Raw genomic sequence first — 20,301 nt, forward strand, 5'->3', positions numbered from 1 at the left:
GGACGCCCCATGAATCTGCCTCCCCGTCAGCAGCAAATCCTCGAGCTGGTTCGCGAACGCGGCTATGTCAGCATCGAGGAAATGGCCACCTTGTTCGTCGTTACACCGCAGACCATCCGCCGCGACATCAATCAGCTCGCGGAAGCCAACCTGTTGCGTCGCTACCACGGTGGCGCCGCCTATGATTCCAGTGTCGAAAACACCGCCTACGCCATGCGCGCCGATCAGATGCGCGATGAAAAACAGCGTATCGGCGAAGCCATTGCCGCGCAGATTCCCGACCATGCCTCGTTGTTCATCAACATCGGCACCACCACCGAATCCATCGCCCGGGCGCTGCTCAACCACAGTCACCTGAAGATCATCACCAACAACCTGCATGTGGCCTCCATGCTCAGCGCCAAGGACGACTTCGACGTGCTGCTGACCGGTGGCAACGTGCGGCGCGACGGCGGCGTGGTCGGTCAGGCCAGTGTCGACTTCATCAACCAGTTCAAGGTCGATTTCGCCCTGGTCGGCATCAGCGGTATCGATGAGGACGGCAGCCTGCTGGACTTCGATTATCAGGAAGTGCGGGTATCCCAGGCGATCATCGCCAATGCCCGACAAGTGATACTCGCAGCCGACTCGAGCAAGTTCGGGCGCAACGCCATGATTCGCCTGGGACCGATCAGCCTGGTCGATTGCCTGGTCACCGATCAGCAGCCTTCCCCGGCGCTGGCGCAACTGTTGAACCAGCACAAGGTTCGGCTGGAAGTCGTTTAACCCCACCATCTCCAGTACCTACACTGGCGCTATCGCGGGCAAGCCCGCTCCCACAGGCCCGTGTGATCCTTGTGGGAGCGGGCTTGCCCGCGAAGACGATCGCACATACAGCATCCCTCTTGCGCCATAACGCGCATCGTAATGTTCGTAAATTTTCCTTTAACGGCCCTTCGATGAGTATTTTCAATCGAAGCTGACTGGCTGCGGGCGTCTTTATGGGCTAGTATTTTCGCAAATGAACATTAATGTTCGAATTCAAATACAGAACATCAAGAATTCCGAGGCCGTGCCGATGCCCACTTCCACCTTGCCTACGCCCCCTCTAGCCGAGGTCTACGATATCGCCGTCATCGGTGGCGGGATCAATGGCGTGGGCATCGCAGCAGATGCCGCTGGTCGCGGTCTCTCGGTGTTCCTTTGCGAAAAGGATGACCTGGCCAGCCATACTTCGTCGGCCAGCAGCAAGTTGATCCACGGCGGCCTGCGCTACCTCGAACATTACGAATTTCGCCTGGTTCGTGAAGCCCTGGCCGAGCGTGAAGTGCTGTTGGCCAAGGCACCGCACATCGTCAAGCAAATGCGCTTCGTGTTGCCACACCGCCCGCACCTGCGCCCGGCATGGATGATCCGCGCCGGGCTGTTTCTCTATGACAACCTGGGCAAGCGCGAGCAACTCCAGGGTTCGAAAAGCCTGAAGTTCGGCCCCGACAGTGCACTGAAAAGCGAGATCACCAAGGGTTTCGAATACTCCGATTGCTGGGTCGACGACGCACGCCTGGTGGTGTTGAACGCCATGGCCGCCCGGGAACAAGGCGCCCACGTTCACACCCAAACCCGCTGCGTCAGCGCGCGCCGCACCAAGGGCCTGTGGCACCTGCACCTGGAACGCAGCGATGGCAGCCTGTTTTCGATTCGCGCCAAGGCATTGGTCAACGCGGCCGGGCCATGGGTCGCCAGGTTCATTCGCGACGACCTGAAGATGGAATCGCCTTACGGCATCCGCCTGATCCAGGGCAGTCACCTGATCGTGCCGAAGTTGTATGAAGGCGAACACGCGCACATCCTGCAAAACGAAGATCAGCGCATCGTGTTCACCATTCCGTACCTGAACCACTTCACCCTGATCGGCACTACGGACCGCGAGTACACCGGTGACCCGGCTGCCGTTGCAATCACCGATGGCGAAACCGATTACTTGTTGAACGTGGTCAACGCCCATTTCAAAAAGCAGATCAGCCGCGACGACATCCTGCACAGCTATTCCGGTGTGCGCCCGCTGTGCAACGACGAATCCGACAACCCGTCGGCCGTCACCCGCGATTACACCCTGGCACTGTCGGGCAGCGGCGAAGAAGCCCCGTTGCTGTCGGTGTTCGGTGGCAAGCTCACCACTTACCGTAAGCTCGCCGAGTCAGCGCTGGCGCAACTGGCCCCGTACTTCAAGCACATCAAACCGAGCTGGACCGCCGGCGCCGCGCTGCCGGGCGGTGAAGACATGACCACCCCGCAAGCCTTGAGCTCGCGTATCCGCGACAAGTTCGACTGGGTACCGAGCGAGATCGCGCGCCGCTGGGCCACCACCTACGGCAGCCGCACCTGGCGCATGCTCGAAGGTGTACAGGACCTCAGCGACATGGGCGAGCATATCGGCGGCGGTCTCTACACCCGTGAAGTCGACTACCTGTGCACCGAAGAATGGGCCACCAGCGCCCACGACATCCTCTGGCGCCGCAGCAAGCTCGGCTTGTTCACGACAGTGGCCGAGCAGGACAAGCTCAAGGACTACCTGAACCAGGTCGAACAGAACCGCAGCAAGATCGAAGCGGCCTGATCGGTCACCGGCATAAACAAAAGCCCCTGGATCTCGCGATTCAGGGGCTTTTTCGTATCGATGGATTTCAGTCGCGCAAATCCGATTCGTGAATCGGCTGCTCACGGTGAGTCGCCCGCTGATACTGCGCCGGCCACACGGCCTTGTGCCCGCCCAGGTCATCATCGGCATGCAGCGCCCAGTACGGATCGCGCAACAATTCACGGGCCAGGAAGATGATGTCCGCCTGGCAGGTGCGCAGGATGTGCTCGGCCTGGGCCGGCTCGGTGATCATGCCGACCGTGCCGGTAGCCATGCCCGACTCCTTGCGCACACGTTCGGCGAAACGGGTCTGGTAACCGGGGCCTGTGGGAATTTCGGCATTCACCGCCGTTCCGCCCGACGAGACGTCGATCAGGTCCACGCCCAAGGCTTTGAGGCGACGCGCCAGTTCCACGGTTTCATCGGGGTTCCAGCCGTCTTCGACCCAGTCGGTGGCCGACACCCGGACAAACACCGGCAACTCCTCAGGCCACACCGCACGCACCGCTTCGGTGACCTGCAGCACCAGTCGAATGCGATTTTCGAACGAACCGCCATATTGATCGCGACGCTGATTGCTCAACGGCGACAGGAACTGATGCAGCAGGTAGCCATGGGCGGCGTGCACTTCGACCACCTTGAAACCGGCCGTCAGCGAGCGCTTTGCCGCATCGACAAAGGCCTGGATCACCTTGGCGATCTCGCCGTCATCCAGTTGTCTGGGTTGGGTGTGCTGTGGATCGAATGCAATCGGTGAAGGTCCGACCGGCACCCAGCCGCCCTCGTCGGGTTTGACGCTGCCGTGTTTGCCAAGCCATGGCCGGTAGGTACTGGCCTTGCGCCCGGCATGGGCCAGTTGAATGCCGGCAACGCCGCCCTGGGCGTTGATGAAGCGGGTGATGCGTTGCAGGGGTTCGATCTGCTCGTCATTCCACAGACCGAGGTCCTGAGCGGTGATACGCCCGTCGGCGGTGACCGCCGTGGCTTCGGTAAACACCAGCCCGGCCCCGCCGACAGCACGGCTGCCGAGGTGGACCAGGTGCCAGTCATTGGCCAGGCCGTCGGCACTGGAATACTGGCACATCGGCGATACCGCGATACGGTTGGGCAGGGTCAATTGGCGAAGGGTAAAGGGTTCAAGCAGCAGACTCATGGGGCACCTCTCGAATCAGTGGGCAGGCTCCAGGTTCTGTTTGAATAGTCGACGAGTGACAGGAAAAAGGTACAACACCCGCCCCCGCGGGCAAAAAATTCGACAAGACGTCACAAGACCAAAATCAAGCAGTGATTAGAGCCTAGTCGACATCGACGGATGTCGCCCCCTTGTTAGGAGCGAGCTCGCTCGCGATGGACGACAGGACACCGCGGGGTATCAGGTTCCCAGCGCCATCGTTCACGTCCATCGCGAGCGAGCTCGCTCCTACAGGTGTGGGGTCAACGCGGTTCGATGTGGGCAATCATCAGTTGAACCGTTTCGTTGCCACGAAACTCGTTGAGGTCGAGCTTGTAGGCCAGTTCCACCCACTTGATGGTCGGATTCGGCCAGATGTCGCGGTCGATCCCGAAGGCAATGCCGTCGAGCTTCACCGAACCACATTCACTTTTGAGCACCACTTTGAGGTGCCGTTCGCCCACCACGCGCTGCTCGACCAACTGAAACACGCCATGAAACAACGGTTCCGGGAAGTGCTGCCCCCAAGGGCCGGCATGCCGCAGGGCGCGGGCCAGTTCCAGGTGAAACTCCTCCACTGCCAGGGTGCCGTCCGACAACAAGCGGCCAGTCAGGTCTTCTTCGCGCAGTTGCCGGCGCACTTCAGCGTCAAAGGCCTCGGCGAACAGGGGGAAGCTCGCTTCCGGCAACGTCAGGCCGGCCGCCATTGCGTGGCCACCATACTTGGTAATCAGATTCGGATGCTGCGCCGCCACCACGCTCAGGGCGTCGCGGATGTGAAAGCCCTGGACCGAACGCCCAGACCCCTTGAGCAGGCCGTCACCGGCATCGGCAAAGGCGATGGTCGGGCGGAAATAACGCTCTTTCATCCGTGATGCGAGGATACCGATGACGCCCTGGTGCCACTCGGGATCGAACAGGCACAAGCCGAACGGCATCGACTCCACCGGCAGATCCTTGAGCTGGGCCAGCGCTTCGCGCTGCATGCCCTGCTCGATGGATTTGCGATCCTGGTTCATGCCGTCCAGTTGAGCCGCCATCTCACGGGCCAGACCTGCGTCTTCGGTCAACAGGCATTCGATGCCCAGGCTCATGTCATCCAGGCGCCCTGCGGCGTTCAGGCGTGGGCCGACGATAAAACCCAGGTCGGTGGAGGTGATGCGCGCATGGTCACGCTTGGCCACCTCGAGGATCGCCTTGATCCCGGGCCGGGCACGTCCGGCGCGAATCCGCTCGAGGCCCTGATGCACCAGAATCCGGTTGTTGGCATCCAGCGGCACCACGTCGGCCACGCTGCCCAAGGCCACCAGATCGAGCAGTTCGCCGATATTCGGCTGCGGCTTGCTGGCGTACCAGCCGAGCTCGCGCAATCGCGCACGCAGGGCCATCAGCACATAGAAAATCACCCCGACACCGGCCAGGGCCTTGCTCGGAAACTCGCAACCTGGCTGGTTCGGATTGACGATGGCATCGGCCAACGGCAGCTCCTCACCGGGCAAGTGGTGGTCGGTGACGAGCACCTTGAGTCCGGCCTTTGTCGCCGCAGCCACGCCTTCGACGCTGGAGATGCCGTTATCCACGGTAATCAGCAAATGCGGCTGGCGCTCCAGCGCGACCGCGACAATCTCCGGGGTCAGGCCGTAGCCGTAGTCGAAACGGTTCGGCACCAGATAATCGACATGCGCCGCCCCCAGCAAACGCAGACCCAGCGTGCCCACGGTGCTGGCCGTTGCGCCGTCGGCATCGAAGTCGCCGACGATCAGAATGCGCTGGCGCTGTTCGAGCGCCGTCACCAACAAATCCACGGCGGCATCAATGCCCTTGAGCTGCTGGAACGGAATCAGCCGCGCCAGGCTCTTGTCCAGTTCCGCCTCCGATTGCACGCCCCGCGCCGCATACAGGCGGGTCAGCAGTGGCGGAATATCACCGAGGAATGGCAGGGTGTCGGGCAGCAGACGAGGTTCAATGCGCATGGGGTGAAAGATGCTTCTCTTCAATACGTAGGATAAAACCGGGTGACGCGCTGAAGCGGCGAAAAATCAGCCGCGCTCACCGGCCAGCCAGTGCAACTGAACTTCGTGCTGACCACGGTCGTCGGTGACGAAGATCGTCCCTTCGCTGATCATCACGTCCCACTTGATGACGCGTGGCATGTCTTTGGCCAGGGTCTCCAGGACTTCCTGAGGCACGGCAGCGATGTTGACGTTTTTCAGGTTTTTCACCGCGGGCACCACTTTGCCTTCCCACACACGCAGGCTGCCGTAGGCCAGCAGGCTGGTGCGCTCGGTGCGGCGCGAGCACCACGTCAGGCGCTCGGCATCCGGCTGGCCGACTTCGATCCAGTGCAGGACGCGGTCATCCAGGCTTTTTTCCCACAAGGCAGGTTCATCCACTTCCGACAGACCACGGCCGAACGATAGCTGTTCGTTGTACCAGAGGGCGTAAGCCAGCAGGCGCACGGTCATGCGTTCCTCGGTTTCCGAGGGGTGACGGGCGATGGTCTGCTTTACGCTCTCATAGACGCTGCGGTCGAGGTCGGTGAGATTCAGTTCAAACTTGTAGGTCGTGGACGGCTGGGCCATGAACGGGCTTCTTGATACGAGGAAAGGCGGCAAGTCTAACCGATGCGGCGGGCAATCCACGAATTGAAGGTGATCAACCTGAAGCGCCTGACAGTCGGCTATGTTAAAACACTGTACTCGCCCATCCCTTGCCCAGCAGGATCCCGCATGCCGTTCACCGCCAAACCGCTTTCCGGTCTGAAAGTCATCGAATTGGGTACCTTGATTGCCGGCCCGTTTGCTTCGCGCATTTGCGCTGAGTTCGGTGCCAATGTGATCAAGATCGAATCCCCGGACGGCGGTGATCCATTGCGCAAATGGCGCAAATTGTATGAAGGCACTTCGTTGTGGTGGTTCGTCCAGGCGCGCAACAAAAAGTCCCTGACCCTCAATCTCAAGCACCCCGACGGTCAGGCGATCCTGAAACAGTTGCTCGGTGAAGCCGACATTCTGATCGAGAACTTTCGTCCCGGCGTCCTGGAAAAACTCGGCCTGGGCTGGGACGTCCTGCACGCCTTGAACCCGAAACTGGTCATGGTGCGGCTGTCGGGTTTCGGCCAGACCGGCCCGATGAAAGATCAGCCCGGCTTTGGCGCGGTCGGTGAGTCCATGGGCGGCCTGCGCTACATCACCGGCTTCGAAGACCGGCCACCGGTGCGCACCGGCATTTCCATCGGTGACTCGATTGCCGCGCTCTGGGGCGTGATCGGCGCGCTGATGGCCCTGCGTCATCGCGAGGTCAACGGCGGCCAGGGGCAAGTGGTGGACGTGGCGCTGTATGAAGCCATTTTCGCCATGATGGAAAGCATGGTCCCGGAATTCGACGTGTTCGGCTTCATCCGCGAACGCACGGGCAATATCATGCCGGGCATCACCCCGTCCTCGATCCACACCAGTGCCGACGGCAAACACGTGCAGATCGGCGCCAATGGCGACGCCATTTTCAAACGCTTCATGCTGATCATCGGCCGGGAAGACCTCGCCAATGACCCTCTGCTTGCCAGCAACGATGGCCGCGATGCGCGGCGCGACGAGCTCTATGGCGTCATCGATCGCTGGGTCAATTCACTGCCGCTGGACAGGGTGCTGACGCTGCTCAATCAGGCCGAGGTGCCGGCCAGCCGGATCTTCAGCGCCGAAGACATGTTCAATGATCCTCAGTACCTGGCCCGTGAAATGTTCCTGCAGGCCAAACTGCCGGATGGTAAAGACTTCAAGATGCCGGGAATCGTGCCGAAACTCTCAGAGACACCCGGTGAATGTGAATGGGTCGGGCCACAACTGGGTGAGCACAACGCACAGGTACTCCAGGAACTTGGCTATGACGCGACGCAGATCGCACAGTTGCGCAAAGACGGAGCCATCTGAACTGAGGCGCCTGCCTGCATGGGTCATTCGGTACTGCCCGTCTCGCGCTGGCAGCTTGCTTTGCGTGCTGGCGACCTTGCTGCTGCTCATTGAACCGGTCCCGTCAGCCCTGGCGCAATCCAGGGAAACCCTGATCTGGCTAAAACGCGACCTGCCGCCACTGACGATCTTCGACGGACCGAAAAAGGGCCAGGGCGTTATCGATCAACTGCTTCCCCTGTTGATAGCCGGCATGCCGCAGTACCAACACAGCGTGATGAGGGTCAATCGTGCGCGTGGCCTGCAAATGCTTCACGAACCGTCCCTCGTCTGCGACGCGGCGCTGAACTGGAGCAAGGAACGGGAACAGTGGATCGCCTTTTCCATCCCGGTCTTCCGTGCCATGAGCAATGGCCTGGCCGTGCGGCGCGTTGACCAGAAGGTACTGACCCCCTTTATCAAGGATGGCGAAGTGGACCTCGCCGAGTTGCTCGCCAGCGGCAACGAAAAACTGGGGATCATCGCCGAGCGCAATTACGGCGAGTACCTCGACGGGCTGCTCAAGCAAGCACCCGCCGACGTGCTGACACCTCATTACGGCGACGACGCCTTGGGCAGCCTCCTGCAAATGCAGCGCCTTGGGCGTTTGCGCCTGCTGTTGGGCTATCGCCCGGAAATCCGCTACCAGGCTTCGCTGCAAGGCATCGCCGAGGATGAATTACAGTTCTATCCAATCCGTGGCACGGGCAAATACCTGTCCGGCTACATCGGTTGCACCGACACGCCAAAGGGCCGACAGGCCATTGCCGAAATCAATCAGGTGCTGCGCACCCTGCCCCGCGAGCGCCTGGACGAGGCTTATGCCGCCTGGCTGGATCCGCAAAGTCGCAGCGAGTACCTGAAAGACAGCAAGGCGTTTTTCGACAATCTGACGCAGCCATGATCAATCCCGGGCAAAAAGAAACCCCGAGAAGTGGGGAAACGACTCGGGGTTAAACGTGGCCTGCTTGAAGACCAGTAGCAGCAAGCTACAAGCACCGGAGCACAATGCTTGATCCTGCTGTTACGAAATCTGACTGACCTGGGCGCGGGAAGGTTCCCACAAAAATCCGTTCAATTGCGGCTGGCCAGAAACCTGTCCCGGGCAGCATTACGCAATGCCGCGATGACACAAGGCTCAAGGCGTCCTTCAGCGATCAGTACGTCGCGATGCAAACCGTCGACCACATCCGTCAGCAGGCGCTTGTCATTCAACTGGGCCTGATTGAACTCGCGCTCGACCACGGTCGCGCCGATAGCATTTTTCAGGGTCACCCGACATTCGCCACGAATGCCTGACGGGGTCAATGTGACCTGATACGGGCTCAGCGCTTCACCGAGCAACAGACTGATACTTTCCATCCCGATCACCACTCAATAGTCCGAAAACAACGTGCCTGGGGCATGCCTGCAACAGATGACCACTTGCCCGAGAAGAAAGTTCTGGAGACTGACCGCAGGCGAACCTGCCGTGCAGTCAAGAGAGCATGCACGGCGAACATGACAGAGAAAAAACCCGGCCGTCACGTTTGTCGGGTGCGCCGGGCGATGTCGGCCCAGCCTCCCAACAAGCCTTTCATCTGGCCATCCGCCGTGTAAAACGGCACTGTCCACTGGTAGATGTCCCTGACCCCCTCCTTGAACAGCAATTGACGCTCGAAGAAACGTGCCCTGCGCGTACTCAACTGCGCCATGAACTCGGCGTGCAGCAGTTCCGCGGTTTGTCTGGGCATGACATCGACCTCGATCAACTGTCGTCCCTGCATCCGGTCAAAACGTGTCGACAAGGCGTCCTCATAACTTTTGTTGCACATGATCAAACGCCCTTGCAGGTCACGGACAAACATCGGGTCAGGCATGGCATCCATCAGGGCATGCTGGAATGTGAGCTGATCTTGCAGGTTCCTTTGGGCCTCGACCCGCTGCCTGACGACCACCGTCAACCGCCGGTTCCAGAGCAGGGACAACAGGCCGAACAGGCTGAGCACAAACATGCCCCAGCAGACCCACTGGTCAAGCCGCTGCCAGAGGCCAGGCGCCTGTGCCGTGGTAGCGCCACCGAACCACTTGCGGCGAAGATCGTGCAGCTCCTGAGCAGGAAAGGCCTCGAGCGCCTTGTTGAGGATGCTCAGCAACTGCGGCTGCCCCTTGCGCACCGCCAGATAATCCGCATCCCATTTGTACGGCACCACAGATCCGATCTGCAGCCGGCCCGACGGAAAAAGCTGGGCGCCGATTTCGCTCTCGATGGTGGCATAGGCTTCTCCGCTTTCAACCCAGGCACGGGCTTCGGCGTAGGTCTTGACCGAACGCAATTCGATGGACGGAAAATCGCGACGGATCATCGCTTCCAGTGCATGCCGGGTCGGTAGCACCAGTACCCGCTTCGCCAGATCCTCCAGCGACTGCACCGGCGGTGCCCCGGCCAATCCGACAAAGACCCATCCTGCACCACCGTACGCATGGCTGAAATCGAGAAACGTCCGGCGTTCGTCATTCATTGACAGCATGGTGCTCAAATCCGCCGCGCCGCTTTCCAGACGAGCCAGCATCTGATCAACGGAAAAAGACTCTTCGTAAACAAACTGCAACCCCGTCATGTCACTGATGCGCTTGAGCATGTCACTGTTCAGGCCCGCCCATTGACCATGCTCATCCTTGAAGAGGTACAACGGGTATTCCAGTGCCGTGACCACGACCCGTGGATGGCTGGCTATCCACTGCAGCTCCTGGTCATCCAGCACGACCGCTGAACGTGCAACAGTCTTCCCACGCTCCTGAATCGATGCAGGGCTTGCCCCTCCCCATTCGGCGACTCCCACGATGCCGAACAAAACCAGCCAGCGCGCGACTGACTTGAACACACTTGTAAACCGCATTCCCATGTCCTTGGTGATCCACTCGCCTGTCCCTTCGCGGCGAGAACACGACAAGTGTGCATGCAGAAATGAAAAAGCCCGTCAGGAGACGGGCTTCAAAATGTTACAGCGCTGACCGGTTACAGCGGCTTGCCACGGTTGCCATGCTGGCTGACAAAGGCCTGCACGGCCTTCAGGTCATTTGGCAATACGGTGCAACGTTCGTCTCGCTCAAACAAATCAGAAAGATGTACAGGCAGTTCGAGAGCTTTTCCTACACCGGCTTTTTCCACGGCGTCCGGGAATTTGACCGGGTGGGCGGTACCCAGGATCACCATTGGAATGTCCAGGCTACGACGACATTCGCGTGCAGCTTTCACCCCGATGGCAGTGTGCGGGTCGAGCACTTCACCGGTCTGCTCGTAGACTTCGGCGATCGTTTCGCAGGTTTGCGCGTCATCCACGGCCAACGAGTCGAACAACTTGCGGGCTTCGGTCCAGCGCTCTTGCTCGACGCTGAAACCACCGCCCTGCTTGAATGAATCCATCAGTCCGGCGATTGCCGCACCATTGCGGCCATGCAGGTCGAACAGCAGGCGTTCGAAGTTCGACGACACCATGATGTCCATGGACGGCGACAGCGTGGCGTGCAGGGTTTCCTTGACGTACTGGTTACCGCTCATGAAGCGGTGCAGGATGTCGTTGCGGTTGGTGGCGACGATCAACTGGTTGATCGGCAGGCCCATGTTGCGTGCCAGATAACCGGCGAAGATGTCGCCGAAGTTGCCGGTCGGCACCGAGAACGCCACCGAACGCGCCGGGCCGCCCAACTGCAGGGCTGCGTGGAAGTAGTAAACGATCTGGGCCATGATCCGCGCCCAGTTGATAGAGTTCACGGCGACCAGGCGAGTGCCCTTGAGGAAGCCCTGGTCGGCAAAGCTGGCCTTGACCATTTCCTGGCAGTCATCGAAGTTGCCTTCGATGGCAATGTTGTGGATGTTCTCACCGAAGATGGTGGTCATCTGCCGACGTTGCACCTCGGACACGCGGTTGTGCGGGTGCAGGATGAAGATGTCGACGTTTTCGCAGTGCTTGCAGCCTTCGATGGCGGCCGAACCGGTATCACCGGAGGTAGCGCCGACGATTACCACGCGCTCGCCGCGCTTTTCCAGCACGTAGTCAAGCAAACGACCGAGCAGTTGCAGGGCGAAATCCTTGAACGCCAGGGTCGGGCCGTGGAACAGCTCCAGCACCCATTCGTTGCCGTTCAGCTGACGCAGCGGCGCGACGGCGCTGTGGGCGAACGCGCCGTAGGTTTCTTCAAGGATCTTTTTGAAATCGGCGTCCGGAATGCTGCCGGTGACAAACGGGCGCATGACGCGGAAGGCCAGCTCGTGATACGGCAGGCCGGCCCAGGAAGCGATTTCCTCCTGGGTGAAACGTGGCAGGTTTTCCGGGACGTACAGACCGCCGTCGGTGGCAAGGCCTGCCAGCAGGACGTCTTCGAAATTCAGGGCCGGTGCCTGGCCGCGGGTACTGATGTAACGCATGACTGACTCCAATGGACAGTATTCGTAGTGCCGGACCCGCAAGCAAGCCCGGTCAACGATATCGGCTTAGTTCAGGTGCTCGACACGGATCCGAACAACCGGACCGACCACACCCGCCAAGGCTTCCAAAGCAGCGATGGCATCGTTGATGTGCTGTTCCAGCACGCGGTGGGTCAGCAGGATCATCGGCACCAGGCCGTCGTGCTCCTCGGCTTCCTTCTGCATGATCGACTCGATATTGATGCCGCGCTCCGAAAGGATGCTCGCGACCTGAGCCAAAACGCCCGGATGATCCTTGGCCTGAATGCGCAGGTAATAGGCGCTTTCACAGGCTTCGATCGGCAGGATCGGGTGAGCCGACAGCGAATCCGGCTGGAACGCCAGGTGCGGTACACGGTTTTCCGGATCGGACGTCATGGCGCGAACCACGTCCACCAGGTCGGCGATCACCGACGAAGCAGTCGGCTCCATGCCGGCGCCAGCGCCGTAGAACAGGGTCGAACCGGCAGCATCGCCATTGACCATCACCGCGTTCATCACGCCGTTGACGTTGGCGATCAGGCGATCGGCCGGGATCAGCGTCGGGTGCACGCGCAGTTCGATACCGGCCGCGGTGCTGCGCGCCACGCCCAGGTGCTTGATGCGGTAACCCAGCGCTTCGGCGTAGTTCACGTCAGCGGTGGTCAGCTTGGTGATGCCTTCGGTGTAGGCCTTGTCGAATTGCAGCGGGATGCCGAACGCGATGGAGGCCAGGATCGTCAGCTTGTGAGCAGCGTCGATCCCCTCAACGTCGAAGGTCGGATCGGCTTCGGCGTAACCCAAAGCCTGGGCTTCGGCCAATACGTCCTCGAAAGTGCGACCCTTCTCGCGCATTTCCGTCAGGATGAAGTTGCCGGTGCCATTGATGATGCCGGCCACCCAGTTGATACGGTTGGCGGACAGGCCTTCGCGGATCGCCTTGATCACCGGGATGCCACCGGCCACCGCCGCTTCGAACGCAACGATCACGCCTTTCTCGCGTGCCTTGGCGAAAATTTCATTACCGTGAACAGCAATAAGCGCCTTGTTCGCGGTGACCACATGCTTGCCATTCTCGATGGCCTTGAGTACCAGCTCGCGGGCAACGGTGTAGCCGCCCATCAGCTCTATAACGATGTCGATCTCAGGGTTCGTGGCCACTTCGAAGACATCGGTGGTAATCGCAATACCGGTCGTTTGGAACTGAGGCTTTGGCGTGCGAATGGCAATTTGTGCCACTTCGATCCCACGCCCGGCACGACGAGCAATTTCCTCGGCGTTGCGCTGAAGTACGTTGAAGGTACCGCCACCGACGGTCCCTAACCCACAGATGCCTACTTTGACCGGTTTCACTGTGAACTCCCCATAAAACGGCCGACTCAAGGCCGGCCGTGAAAACAGCCGCATGCTCGCGGCTCTCTATTAATGGCCCGGCGATGTCGCTGCCGGACCATGATCGTCAATGGCTGCCCGTGACGATGCGAATTTACTTCGCGCCCAGCGCCAGTTTGGCGACTTGTGGCGCAGGCTGGTAGCCCGGAATGACCTGTCCGTCGGCCAAAACGATGGCCGGTGTGCCGTTCACGCCGATCGACTGGCCGAGTGCGTACTGTTTGGAAACCGGGTTATCGCACTTGGCGGCCTTGATTTCCTTGCCGTCGACCATTTTGTCCATGGCCGCTTTCTTGTCTTTCGAGCACCACACGGCTTGCAGTTGCTCGTCACCCGGCGAGCCCAGGCCCTGGCGAGGGAATGCGACATAACGCACTTCGATGCCGCGCTTGTTCAGCTCCGGCACTTCGGCGTGGAGTTTGTGGCAGTACGGGCAGGTTGTATCGGTGAATACGGTGATGTGCGACTTGGTTTCGCCAATGGCCGGGTACACCACGGTTTCTGCAACCGGAATATCGTTGATCAGCTTGGAGATGCCCAGGCGCTCGGTCTTCTCGGTCAGGTTGACCGGCTTGCCGTCCTTGAGATCAAACAGGTAGCCCTGCACCACGTACTGGCCGTCGGCGCTGGCGTACAGCACACGGCTGCCCTTGAGCTTGACTTCGTACAGGCCGGGCATCGGGCTGGCGGTGATAGTCTCTACCGGCACTTCGAGCTGGAGGTTTTCCAGGCTTTTACGAATGGCTTTGTCGGCCGCGTCATCGGCGACGGCAAAGGTGCTGACCAACGCAATGGCTGCGGCGGCGAAAATCTGGGTCAGACGCATGAGAACTCCTGAAGGCGAACATATGGGACGATCAGAACGCCCGTGCCGAAACACCGGGTCATAACCGCCCATCGTGCAAACCGGTCAAGCCTATCACATAAGATTCCTGTGGCGAGGGGGCTTGTCGGATCGCCACAGGCTCGTATTCCATTTGAAGCACTGAATCAGCCCCGTGGATGGTGTTTGGCATGCAGATCCTGCAACCGCGCCCTGGCGACGTGTGTGTAAATCTGGGTGGTCGACAGATCGCTGTGACCAAGGAGCATCTGCACCACCCGTAAATCGGCGCCGTGGTTGAGCAAGTGTGTGGCGAAAGCGTGCCGCAGCGTGTGCGGCGACAGCGACTTGCCAATCCCGGCGACCTTGGCCTGGTGCTTGATCCGATGCCAGAAAGTTTGCCGCGTCATCTGCTCGCCACGCTGGCTGGGAAACAGCACATCGCTGGGACGTCCGCCAAGCAGTTCGCTGCGGGCATCACGCATGTAGCGCTCGACCCAGACAATCGCCTCCTCGCCCATCGGCACCAACCGCTCCTTGCTGCCCTTGCCCATCACGCGCAGCACCCCCTGGCGCAGGTTGACCTGCTCCAGGGTCAGGCTGATCAGCTCCGTCACCCGCAGACCACAGGCATAAAGCACTTCGAGCATCGCCCGGTCACGCTGGCCGATGGCTTCGCTGAGGTCCGGTGCAGCCAACAGCGCGTCTACGTCTGCTTCCGACAAGGATTTGGGCAATGGCCTACCCAGTTGCGGCATATCGATGCGCAGGGTCGGATCGACGGCGATCAGCTTTTCCCGCAGCAGATAGCGATAGAAGCCACGCACGCCAGAGAGAAACCTTGCCGTTGAACGGGGCTTATAGTTTTGCTCCAGGCGCCAGGCCAGGTGATCGAGGATCAACTCGCGTCCGGCGTTGATCGGCTCCAGGCCTTTTTCCTGCAGCCAGCCATTGAACAGAGCCAGGTCACTGCGATAGGCATCGCGGGTGTTGTCGGAAAGGCCTTTCTCCAGCCAGAGGGCGTCGAGGAACTGGTCTATCAGGGGATGATCAATGGCGGGCATAAAGGCTCAGGCAAGACCGGCAACACGGTCAACGAAGATAAATCGCAGGCAACAAAAAAGCAGCCCGCAGGCTGCTTTTTTTGCATCGGAAGCTGGACTTAAGCCAGTTTTTCCTTGATGCGAGCTGCTTTACCCGACAGGTCGCGCAGGTAGTACAGCTTGGCTTTACGTACGTCACCGCGACGCTTGACAGCCATGCTGTCGATTTGCGGGGAGTAGGTCTGGAAAGTACGCTCTACGCCAACACCGTTGGAGATTTTACGAACGGTGAATGCACTGTTTACGCCGCGGTTACGCTTGGCGATAACTACGCCTTCGAACGCTTGCAGACGCGAACGGTCGCCTTCCTTCACTTTCACCTGAACGACAATGGTGTCGCCCGGGGCAAAGGTAGGGATCTCTTTGGTCATCTGCTCTGCTTCGAGTGCAAGGATGATTTTGTTAGTCATGCTGTGCTCCTAAGGTAAATCGTCGGATCTACCATCGATACGTTGTTAACTATCGTCCCGCTCGCGGATGTATTCCTCGAGCAGCTTCTTCTCTTCTCCAGAAAGCGAGCGGCTTTCCAGAAGATCGGCGCGTCGTTCAAAGGTCCGACCAAGGGACTGCTGTAAACGCCAACGCCGGATGTGCGCGTGATTGCCACTTAGCAATACGTCGGGAACACGCTGATCCGCATACACCTCCGGTCGGGTGTAGTGCGGGCAATCCAGCAAACCATCCGTAAAGGAATCTTCCTCGGCGGAGTCCGCATGCCCTAAAGCTCCAGGCAGCAGTCGTGTAACCGCATCGATCAGGACCATCGCCGGCAGCTCGCCGCCAGACAGTACATAGTCGCCAATCGACCACTCTTCATCGACATGAGCATCAATAAAACGCTCGTCAATGCCTTCATAGCGGCCGGCAATCAGGATCAATGCATCCAGATTCGCCAACTCGCGTACCGCCGACTGAGTCAGCTGGCGGCCTTGGGGCGACAGATAAATTACCTTCGCCGCCTCCCCGGCTGCTGCCTTGGCCTGAACCAGAGCATCTTCCAGGGGCTTGATCTTCATCACCATGCCCGGACCACCGCCAAACGGGCGATCGTCCACAGTGTGATGTCGATCCGTCGTGTAGTCTCGCGGATTCCAACAGGTGAGCTGCAAGAGCCCCTGTTTCACCGCACGACTGGTGATGCCGTACTCGCTGATGGCAGAGAACATCTCGGGAAACAGACTGATCACTTCTACGCGCAAGTTAGCCACGCTTAGAAATCCGCGTCCCAATCCACCTTCATCTCGCCTGCCGCCAGGTCGACAGCCAACACGCATTGCTCGGTATAGGGCAACAGGCGTTCGCGATCATCCAGGCTGCCAGCGCAAGGCTTGACCACCATGACATCGTTCGAGCCGGTCTCCAGCAGGTGATCGATCTTCCCGAACAGTTGCCCGAGGGTGTCGATGACCTTGAGACCTTCCAGCTGGTACCAGTAGTACTCGCCGTCGGTCAGTTCAGGGAACAGGTTGCGCGGCACGCAGATCTCATAACCGGCCAGAAGACGAGCTTCTTCACGATCATCGAGACCCTTGAGCTTTGCGACCAGGAACTTGTCATTCCCGCGTCCGCTGACCAGCTCTACCTGCTTTACATTGCCGTCACGCTTGAGCGTCCAGGTTTTGTAATCCAGCAGGTTCTTAATCGGATCAGTAAAGGAGTACACCTTCACTTCGCCGCGAACGCCGTGAACAGAATAAATCTTGCCGATAACGATCAAATCATCAGCAACAGCTGGCGTCGCGTTCATATTGCTCAGGCCGCAGCCTTAGCAGATTCCTTCAACAACTGAGCAACGCGCTCAGAAGGTTGTGCACCAACGCTCAGCCAGTAGGCTACGCGCTCTTGGTTCACGGACAGACGAACTTCCTGACCACGGGCAACAGGGTTGAAGTAGCCAACCTGTTCCTTGTGCGAACCGTCGCGCGGGTTGCGGCTGTCGGTTACGGTCAAGTGGTAAAACGGGCGCTTTTTGGAGCCGCCAAGGGCAAGACGGATTGTTAGCATGTGAACATCGTTCCTGTAGTCGGTGCTGCAAATCTAAAGGCACAGCGGGCATGGGTGCCCGAAAGGCCGCATATTCTAAGGAATATCCGGACTTTTGCAAATGACTTTTTCCGGCGGTCTATCGGCCGCCATGCAGATTTGCTATAGAGCCGTCGTTGAAAACGGCCGGTCAGCTCCCGCCAAGTGCGGGTTTGCTGTATATCCCACGTCCGTGTGGGTTAGCGCCGGTGCGACGACCGGCGCGAATTCGTGTGTCCTTTCTCGCCAATACGCTCACATTTTGGCGAGTGACTGGTGCCCTCAGGCAAGGCGCCGCGACGAGTCATAGCCCGCTATGGCGAGGAGCGGCAACGCCGCATGAGGGCACCAGACGCCGCCAAAAGTGAGCAGTATTGGCGTGAAAGGACACTATATTTTGGGCATGCCGCCGCCGGGCAACATACCGCCCATGCCGCGCATCATCTTGGCCATTCCGCCTTTTGCAGAGAACTTCTTCATCATCTTCTGCATCTGCTTGTGCTGCTTGATCAAGCGGCCGATGTCCTGCACCTGTGTGCCGGAACCCATGGCGATCCGGCGCTTGCGCGAACCGCTGATCATCTCGGGGTCGCGGCGTTCGGCCGGGGTCATGGAGTTGATGATGGCTTCCATCTGCTTGAATTGCTTCTCTGCCGCACCCTGGGCGTTGCCCATTTGCGCCAGGTTCACGCCACCCATGTTCGGCAGCTTGTCCATGAGCCCGCCGAGGCCGCCCATGTTCTTCATCTGTTGCAACTGATCGCGGAAGTCTTCGAGGTCGAAGCCCTTGCCCTTCTTCAGCTTTTTAGCAAGCTTGTCGGCCTTGTCCTTGTCGAGGGTCGCTTCGGCCTGCTCGATAAGGCTAAGCACATCGCCCATGCCGAGGATGCGCGAGGCGATACGCTCAGGGTGGAACGGATCGAGCGCTTCGCTCTTCTCGCCCATACCGATGAACTTGATCGGCTTGCCGGTGATTGCGCGCACCGACAGCGCGGCACCGCCACGGGCGTCGCCGTCGACCTTGGTCAGGATCACGCCGGTCAGTGGCAATGCATCGCCGAAGGCCTTGGCCGTGTTGGCGGCGTCCTGGCCGGTCATGGCGTCAACCACGAACAGGGTTTCGACCGGGTTGATCGCGGCGTGCAGGGCCTTGATCTCGCCCATCATCTCTTCATCGATGTGCAGGCGACCGGCGGTATCGACGATGACCACGTCGATGAATTTGAGTTTTGCTTCCTTAATAGCCGCATTGGCGATGTCGACCGGCTTCTGGCTCAGGTCCGACGGGAAGAAGGTCACGCCGATGTCGTTGGCCAGGGTTTCCAGCTGCTTGATCGCCGCCGGACGGTAAACGTCGGCGGACACGACCATGACCGACTTCTTCTTGCGCTCTTTAAGGAAGCGCGCGAGCTTGCCGGCGGTGGTGGTTTTACCAGCACCCTGCAAACCAGCCATGAGGATGACCGCTGGCGGCACTGCGCTCAGGTTCAGGTCTTCGTTGGCCGCACCCATCAGGCTTTCGAGCTCGGCCTGGACGATCTTCACGAAGGCCTGGCCCGGCGTCAGGCTGCGCGACACCTCGGTACCGACGGCACGCTCCTTGACCGAATTGACGAAGTCCTTGACCACCGGCAGGGCGACGTCGGCTTCGAGCAACGCCATGCGCACTTCACGCAGGGTGTCTTTGATGTTGTCTTCAGTCAGCTTGGCCTTGCCGGTGACATGGCGCAGCGTCTGCGAGAGACGGTCGGTTAAGTTTTCAAACATTGCGCGATCCTTTCAGGCCCTGTGTAGACCGGGATAATGGCGGCCCGGACCGGACTAAACGTGTGCTCGGCGAGCCTGCGGCGTGGGCAGGTCGCGGATTATAGCGAAGACTGTGGCCGGCGGACACCTCGCCGTCGGGTTGCGCGGTCTTTCGTGTGGCAGGGGTTCTATGCCAAACTCAGCGACTTTCGGGCTTGCCTAACAGGATTTATGCTCCCCTTGTCACCCAGCTTGCTAACTACCCTCGCCGCCGCCTGCTTGTATGCCGCTGCGACCATTTACCAGGGCACTCACCTGGCCTCCGGCGCCAAGGTCAACAAACGCCTGCTGGTCCTGCTCGGCGTGCTCGCCGTATTGGCCCACAGCGTCAGCCTGCTCACCCACCTGCTGACCCCGACCGGCCTGGCCCTGGACTTCTTCAGTGCCGCCAGCCTGATTGCCGTGGCGGTCATCGCACTGACCCTGCTGGCCTGCTCGCGGATACCGGTAGAGAACCTGCTGGTCCTGCTGCTCCCGCTTGGGGCCCTGACCGTGATGCTGGCGCACTTTGCCCCCGCCGGCACGGTACAGGTCATCGATGAGGAGCCGGGCATCCTCGCGCATATCCTGCTTTCGATTCTGGCCTATGGCATGTTCACCATCGCGGTGTTCCAGTCCTTGCTGCTGCTGGTCCAGGACCACCAGCTCAAACACAAGCACCCCTCCGGGCTGATCAAGAACTTTCCGCCGCTGCAAACCATGGAAAGCCTGCTGTTCGGTTTTCTCTGGGCCGGCTGGACGCTGTTGTCGCTGTCGCTGATTTCCGGCTGGCTGTTCGTCGAGAACCTGTTCGCCCAGCATCTGGTGCACAAAACCTTGCTGGCCTGCCTGGCCTGGGTCGTTTTCAGCGTGTTGCTGTGGGGACGCAATCGCCTGGGCTGGCGCGGGCACAAAGCCATTCGCTGGACCCTGGCGGGCTTTTGCCTGCTGATGCTGGCGTATTTCGGCAGCAAGCTGGTTCGTGAATACATCCTGCATATCTGACGGGCGGCAT

At 60.0% G+C, this 20,301-nt stretch carries 19 protein-coding genes; 5 read left to right on the top strand and 14 right to left on the bottom strand.

Annotated elements, in window-relative coordinates; translation table 11 throughout:
- The first annotated feature begins 9 nt into the window (after positions 1-9).
- On the top strand, positions 10-765 hold the full coding sequence (locus tag KSS91_RS23590) for a DeoR/GlpR family transcriptional regulator (protein WP_007971301.1): 756 nt from the start codon (positions 10-12) through the stop codon (positions 763-765).
- Positions 766-1,057: 292 nt separating this feature from the next.
- A complete protein-coding gene (gene glpD, locus KSS91_RS23595) occupies positions 1,058-2,596 on the top strand; it encodes a glycerol-3-phosphate dehydrogenase (RefSeq protein ID WP_217836281.1) in 1,539 nt (512 codons plus the stop codon).
- A gap of 67 nt (positions 2,597-2,663) precedes the next feature.
- On the opposite strand, the gene KSS91_RS23600 is transcribed toward glpD, so the two are convergent.
- The 3 genes from KSS91_RS23600 to KSS91_RS23610 form a co-directional block, all read right to left on the bottom strand.
- Positions 2,664-3,770 carry an NADH:flavin oxidoreductase/NADH oxidase gene (locus KSS91_RS23600; RefSeq protein ID WP_015096696.1) on the bottom strand — a complete coding sequence of 369 codons (1,107 nt, stop codon included), beginning with the start codon at positions 3,768-3,770 and terminating at the stop codon, positions 2,664-2,666.
- Between the two features lie 281 nt (positions 3,771-4,051).
- A complete protein-coding gene (gene recJ, locus KSS91_RS23605; protein ID WP_217836282.1) occupies positions 4,052-5,761 on the bottom strand; it encodes a single-stranded-DNA-specific exonuclease RecJ in 1,710 nt (569 codons plus the stop codon).
- A 66-nt stretch (positions 5,762-5,827) separates the two neighbouring features.
- Positions 5,828-6,370, bottom strand: coding sequence for a YaeQ family protein (locus KSS91_RS23610; protein WP_217836283.1), 543 nt, complete (start codon positions 6,368-6,370; stop codon positions 5,828-5,830).
- A 147-nt stretch (positions 6,371-6,517) separates the two neighbouring features.
- Here KSS91_RS23610 and KSS91_RS23615 point away from each other — a divergent pair, with 147 nt between their 5' ends.
- Positions 6,518-7,717, top strand: coding sequence for a CaiB/BaiF CoA transferase family protein (locus KSS91_RS23615; protein WP_217836284.1), 1,200 nt, complete (start codon positions 6,518-6,520; stop codon positions 7,715-7,717).
- Positions 7,671-8,639 (top strand): TIGR02285 family protein, encoded by a 969-nt coding sequence (locus KSS91_RS23620; protein WP_217836285.1) that lies wholly within the window; start codon positions 7,671-7,673, stop codon positions 8,637-8,639. Before KSS91_RS23615 ends, KSS91_RS23620 begins: the two co-directional genes overlap by 47 nt.
- Positions 8,640-8,809: 170 nt before the next feature.
- Here the strand turns inward: KSS91_RS23620 and KSS91_RS23625 are convergent, their stop codons facing one another.
- The 11 genes from KSS91_RS23625 to ffh all read right to left on the bottom strand — a co-directional run bounded on the left by KSS91_RS23625 (position 8,810) and on the right by ffh (position 19,268).
- Positions 8,810-9,097 (bottom strand): DUF3509 domain-containing protein, encoded by a 288-nt coding sequence (locus KSS91_RS23625; protein WP_217836286.1) that lies wholly within the window; start codon positions 9,095-9,097, stop codon positions 8,810-8,812.
- A gap of 161 nt (positions 9,098-9,258) precedes the next feature.
- Positions 9,259-10,614 (bottom strand): transporter substrate-binding domain-containing protein, encoded by a 1,356-nt coding sequence (locus tag KSS91_RS23630; RefSeq protein WP_217836287.1) that lies wholly within the window; start codon positions 10,612-10,614, stop codon positions 9,259-9,261.
- A 119-nt stretch (positions 10,615-10,733) separates the two neighbouring features.
- Complete coding sequence (gene thrC, locus KSS91_RS23635; protein WP_217836288.1) at positions 10,734-12,143, bottom strand: threonine synthase; 1,410 nt, start codon at positions 12,141-12,143, stop codon at positions 10,734-10,736.
- A gap of 66 nt (positions 12,144-12,209) precedes the next feature.
- Positions 12,210-13,514, bottom strand: a complete 1,305-nt coding sequence (locus KSS91_RS23640; protein WP_085715854.1) for a homoserine dehydrogenase — start codon at positions 13,512-13,514, stop codon at positions 12,210-12,212.
- 133 nt (positions 13,515-13,647) lie between these two features.
- Positions 13,648-14,379, bottom strand: coding sequence for a bifunctional protein-disulfide isomerase/oxidoreductase DsbC (gene dsbC / locus KSS91_RS23645; RefSeq protein ID WP_015096703.1), 732 nt, complete (start codon positions 14,377-14,379; stop codon positions 13,648-13,650).
- A 164-nt stretch (positions 14,380-14,543) separates the two neighbouring features.
- Positions 14,544-15,440: a site-specific tyrosine recombinase XerD gene (gene xerD, locus KSS91_RS23650; RefSeq protein WP_095965481.1), complete on the bottom strand. Its 897-nt coding sequence runs from the start codon at positions 15,438-15,440 to the stop codon at positions 14,544-14,546.
- A 98-nt stretch (positions 15,441-15,538) separates the two neighbouring features.
- On the bottom strand, positions 15,539-15,889 hold the full coding sequence (gene rplS / locus KSS91_RS23655) for a 50S ribosomal protein L19 (RefSeq protein WP_003175895.1): 351 nt from the start codon (positions 15,887-15,889) through the stop codon (positions 15,539-15,541).
- A gap of 45 nt (positions 15,890-15,934) precedes the next feature.
- Positions 15,935-16,687 (bottom strand): tRNA (guanosine(37)-N1)-methyltransferase TrmD, encoded by a 753-nt coding sequence (gene trmD, locus KSS91_RS23660; RefSeq protein ID WP_007897583.1) that lies wholly within the window; start codon positions 16,685-16,687, stop codon positions 15,935-15,937.
- Positions 16,688-16,689: 2 nt separating this feature from the next.
- Positions 16,690-17,226 (bottom strand): ribosome maturation factor RimM, encoded by a 537-nt coding sequence (rimM, locus tag KSS91_RS23665; RefSeq protein ID WP_007972729.1) that lies wholly within the window; start codon positions 17,224-17,226, stop codon positions 16,690-16,692.
- A 5-nt stretch (positions 17,227-17,231) separates the two neighbouring features.
- Entirely contained in the window at positions 17,232-17,483 is a 252-nt protein-coding gene (rpsP, locus tag KSS91_RS23670) for a 30S ribosomal protein S16 (protein WP_007972721.1), read from the bottom strand.
- Between the two features lie 408 nt (positions 17,484-17,891).
- Positions 17,892-19,268 carry a signal recognition particle protein gene (gene ffh, locus KSS91_RS23675; RefSeq protein WP_217836289.1) on the bottom strand — a complete coding sequence of 459 codons (1,377 nt, stop codon included), beginning with the start codon at positions 19,266-19,268 and terminating at the stop codon, positions 17,892-17,894.
- Positions 19,269-19,478: 210 nt separating this feature from the next.
- Here ffh and KSS91_RS23680 point away from each other — a divergent pair, with 210 nt between their 5' ends.
- Positions 19,479-20,291: a cytochrome C assembly family protein gene (locus KSS91_RS23680; RefSeq protein WP_217836290.1), complete on the top strand. Its 813-nt coding sequence runs from the start codon at positions 19,479-19,481 to the stop codon at positions 20,289-20,291.
- Positions 20,292-20,301 lie beyond the last annotated feature (10 nt).

It is taken from the genome of Pseudomonas azerbaijanorientalis (assembly GCF_019139795.1).
In the GTDB taxonomy this organism is placed as follows: domain Bacteria; phylum Pseudomonadota; class Gammaproteobacteria; order Pseudomonadales; family Pseudomonadaceae; genus Aquipseudomonas; species Aquipseudomonas laurylsulfatiphila.

Bases quoted from the DNA above. Each gene is read 5' to 3' on its own strand.
- ffh (WP_217836289.1), bottom strand. From the start codon at position 19,268: ATGTTTGAAAACTTAACCGACCGTCTCTCGCAGACGCTGCGCCATGTC.
- KSS91_RS23590 (WP_007971301.1), top strand. From the start codon at position 10: ATGAATCTGCCTCCCCGTCAGCAGCAAATCCTCGAGCTGGTTCGCGAA.
- KSS91_RS23625 (WP_217836286.1), bottom strand. From the start codon at position 9,097: ATGGAAAGTATCAGTCTGTTGCTCGGTGAAGCGCTGAGCCCGTATCAG.
- KSS91_RS23630 (WP_217836287.1), bottom strand. From the start codon at position 10,614: ATGCGGTTTACAAGTGTGTTCAAGTCAGTCGCGCGCTGGCTGGTTTTG.
- rpsP (WP_007972721.1), bottom strand. From the start codon at position 17,483: ATGCTAACAATCCGTCTTGCCCTTGGCGGCTCCAAAAAGCGCCCGTTT.
- rimM (WP_007972729.1), bottom strand. From the start codon at position 17,226: ATGAACGCGACGCCAGCTGTTGCTGATGATTTGATCGTTATCGGCAAG.
- thrC (WP_217836288.1), bottom strand. From the start codon at position 12,143: ATGCGTTACATCAGTACCCGCGGCCAGGCACCGGCCCTGAATTTCGAA.
- KSS91_RS23610 (WP_217836283.1), bottom strand. From the start codon at position 6,370: ATGGCCCAGCCGTCCACGACCTACAAGTTTGAACTGAATCTCACCGAC.
- KSS91_RS23615 (WP_217836284.1), top strand. From the start codon at position 6,518: ATGCCGTTCACCGCCAAACCGCTTTCCGGTCTGAAAGTCATCGAATTG.
- KSS91_RS23680 (WP_217836290.1), top strand. From the start codon at position 19,479: ATGCTCCCCTTGTCACCCAGCTTGCTAACTACCCTCGCCGCCGCCTGC.
- dsbC (WP_015096703.1), bottom strand. From the start codon at position 14,379: ATGCGTCTGACCCAGATTTTCGCCGCCGCAGCCATTGCGTTGGTCAGC.
- KSS91_RS23620 (WP_217836285.1), top strand. From the start codon at position 7,671: ATGACGCGACGCAGATCGCACAGTTGCGCAAAGACGGAGCCATCTGAA.
- rplS (WP_003175895.1), bottom strand. From the start codon at position 15,889: ATGACTAACAAAATCATCCTTGCACTCGAAGCAGAGCAGATGACCAAA.
- recJ (WP_217836282.1), bottom strand. From the start codon at position 5,761: ATGCGCATTGAACCTCGTCTGCTGCCCGACACCCTGCCATTCCTCGGT.
- glpD (WP_217836281.1), top strand. From the start codon at position 1,058: ATGCCCACTTCCACCTTGCCTACGCCCCCTCTAGCCGAGGTCTACGAT.
- KSS91_RS23600 (WP_015096696.1), bottom strand. From the start codon at position 3,770: ATGAGTCTGCTGCTTGAACCCTTTACCCTTCGCCAATTGACCCTGCCC.
- xerD (WP_095965481.1), bottom strand. From the start codon at position 15,440: ATGCCCGCCATTGATCATCCCCTGATAGACCAGTTCCTCGACGCCCTC.